Annotated in this window: 3 protein-coding genes and 1 pseudogene; all 4 read right to left on the bottom strand. The window is 69.4% G+C overall.

What is annotated here, in order from left to right; translation table 11 throughout:
* Positions 1-121: pseudogene (locus tag ACN675_RS28835) on the bottom strand (23S rRNA (guanosine(2251)-2'-O)-methyltransferase RlmB); the annotation flags it as partial.
* The gene (cysS, locus tag ACN675_RS28830; RefSeq protein ID WP_420754063.1) at positions 121-1,515 is read right to left on the bottom strand and encodes a cysteine--tRNA ligase; all 1,395 of its coding nucleotides are present in this window, start codon (positions 1,513-1,515) and stop codon (positions 121-123) included. The gene cysS and the pseudogene ACN675_RS28835, both read right to left, overlap by 1 nt.
* Before the next feature lie 11 nt (positions 1,516-1,526).
* Positions 1,527-2,003, bottom strand: a complete 477-nt coding sequence (ispF, locus tag ACN675_RS28825) for a 2-C-methyl-D-erythritol 2,4-cyclodiphosphate synthase (protein WP_420754062.1) — start codon at positions 2,001-2,003, stop codon at positions 1,527-1,529.
* Between the two features lie 4 nt (positions 2,004-2,007).
* Positions 2,008-2,355 (bottom strand): IspD/TarI family cytidylyltransferase (locus tag ACN675_RS28820; RefSeq protein ID WP_420754061.1); only part of this gene is annotated, 348 nt, incomplete at its 5' end.

Genomic DNA, 2,355 nt, shown 5'->3' with positions numbered 1-2,355 from the left:
CCTTCGGGGTCGCGCCGCGACCCTCGAGACCACGGCGACGCTGACCGCCGGAGCCGACGACCTGCCCCTTCTTGCTTCCGCCCTTGCGGATTGCTCCGCGGCGCTGAGAATTGCCAGCCATCACTGCCCTGCTTTCAAGGACCACTCGGGTCCGTTCGGCGTATCGGTCACTTCGATGCCCGCCTTCGCCATCCGGTCGCGCACCTCGTCGGCGACCGCCCAGTTCTTCTCCGCGCGCGCGATCTGACGCCGCTCGAGTTCGGCGGCGACGAGCACGTCGAGCGCAGCGAGCGCCGCAGATTCGTCGCGGGACTGCTCCAGCCAGTGCGGATCGAGCGGGTCGAGACCGAGGACGCCGAGCATCGCGCGGACCTGGCCCGCGATGTGCACGGCGGCGTCGAGGTCGCCCGCGTCGAGCGCCTTGTTGCCCTCGCTGCGCCGGCCGTGGATCTCGGCGAGCGCCTTCGGCACACCGAGGTCGTCGTCGAGAGCCGCGGCGAAGGCCTCGGTCCAGGTCCCGAGCGGGACGTCGCCCGCGCGGTCGCGGGTCTTGAGCACGAACGATTCGAGACCCCGGTAGGCGGCGGCCGCCTCCTGCAGCGCCGCGTCGGAGTACTCGAGCATCGAACGGTAGTGGGCACTGCCCAGGTAGTACCGCAGTTCCTGCGGCCGGACGTGCTTGAGCACGTTCGGGATCGACAGCACGTTGCCGAGCGACTTGGACATCTTCTCGCCGCCCATGGTGACCCAGCCGTTGTGCAGCCAGTACCGCGCGAAACCGTCGCCCGCAGCCTTGGCCTGCGCGATCTCGTTCTCGTGGTGCGGGAACACCAGGTCCATGCCGCCGCAGTGGATGTCGAAGGTCCCGCCGAGGTAGTAGCCGGCCATCGCCGAGCACTCGAGGTGCCAGCCGGGCCGTCCGCGACCCCACGGGGTCGGCCAGGACGGCTCACCGGGCTTCTCGGCCTTCCACATCGTGAAGTCGCGGGGGTCGCGCTTGCCCTGGCCCGCGCTCTCGCCCTGGTGGACGTCTTCGAGCTTGTGCCCGGACAGCGATCCGTACTGCGGATAGCTGAGCACGTCGAAGTAGACGTTGCCGTCGGCCGCGTAGGCGTGGCCCGCGTCGATGAGTCGCTGCATCAGTTCGACCATCTGGGTGATGTGGCCGGTCGCGCGGGGCTCCACGGATGGAGGCAGCACGCCGAGGGCGTCGTAGGCGCGGTTGAAGGCGCGCTCGTACGTCGACTTCCACTCCCACCACGGGCGGCCCGCCTCGGCGGCCTTGCGGAGGATCTTGTCGTCGATATCTGTGACATTTCTCACAAAAGCGACGTCCAGGCCTTGCGCGGACAGCCACCGACGCAGTACGTCGAACGCGACGCCACTGCGCACATGACCGATATGGGGCTCGCCCTGCACGGTGGCGCCACACAGGTACACCGAGGCATGGCCGGGGACCAGCGGGACGAAATCCCGCACGGCCCGCGTTTCGGTGTCGTAAAGGCGCAAGGTCACGACCGACGATCCTACCGTTCCGTGCCGAGAGGCAGGACCAGAGCAGTCGCGATCGCCGCCACACCCTCGCCGCGGCCGGTGAGGCCGAGCCCGTCGGTGGTGGTCGCCGAGACCGATACCGGGGCGCCGAGCACGTCGGACAGGGCCCGCTGCGCCTCGTCGCGACGCGGGCCGATCTTCGGGCGATTTCCGATGACCTGGACCGCGGCGTTCCCGATCGTGAAACCGTTCGTGTGGAGCAGTCGCCGTACCTCGGCGAGCATCGACGCACCGCTCGCCCCGGCCATCTCCGGCCGGTCCGTGCCGAACACGGAACCGAGGTCGCCGAGGCCCGCTGCGGAGAGCAACGCATCGCACAGCGCGTGAGCTGCGACATCACCGTCCGAATGGCCCGAGCACCCGTCGACACCCTCGAACAGCAGCCCCGCCATCCAGCACGGTTTGCCTGCCTCGACGGGGTGGACGTCGGATCCGATACCGACTCGCACGGTGCTAACGCTCCTGTTCTCGTTCGGCCGATTCCCGGGCTCCGGTCTCCGACGCGAGCAGCGCTCGGGCCAGGACCAGGTCCAACGGCGTCGTTATCTTGAAGGCCAGAGGGTCGCCGGCGACGGTGTGCACCCGCTCACCGAGCCGTTCGACGAGGCCTGCGTCGTCGGTGGCGTCACCGGCGTCGTCGTTCGCCCGGCGCAGCAGCGCGACGTCGAATCCCTGAGGAGTCTGCACCGCACGCAGGGTGGACCGGTCCGGTGTCCCGGTGACCCAGCCGTCGGTGTCGATGCTCTTGATGGTGTCGGCGACCGGCAGGACCGGAATCACCGCGTCCTTGCCCTCGCGCAG

The organism is Rhodococcus sp. O3 (genome assembly GCF_048897285.1).
Classification (GTDB): Bacteria; Actinomycetota; Actinomycetes; order Mycobacteriales; family Mycobacteriaceae; genus Rhodococcus.
Note: the sequence above shows the minus strand (reverse complement) of the source record. Positions and strands in the feature narration are given on the sequence as shown.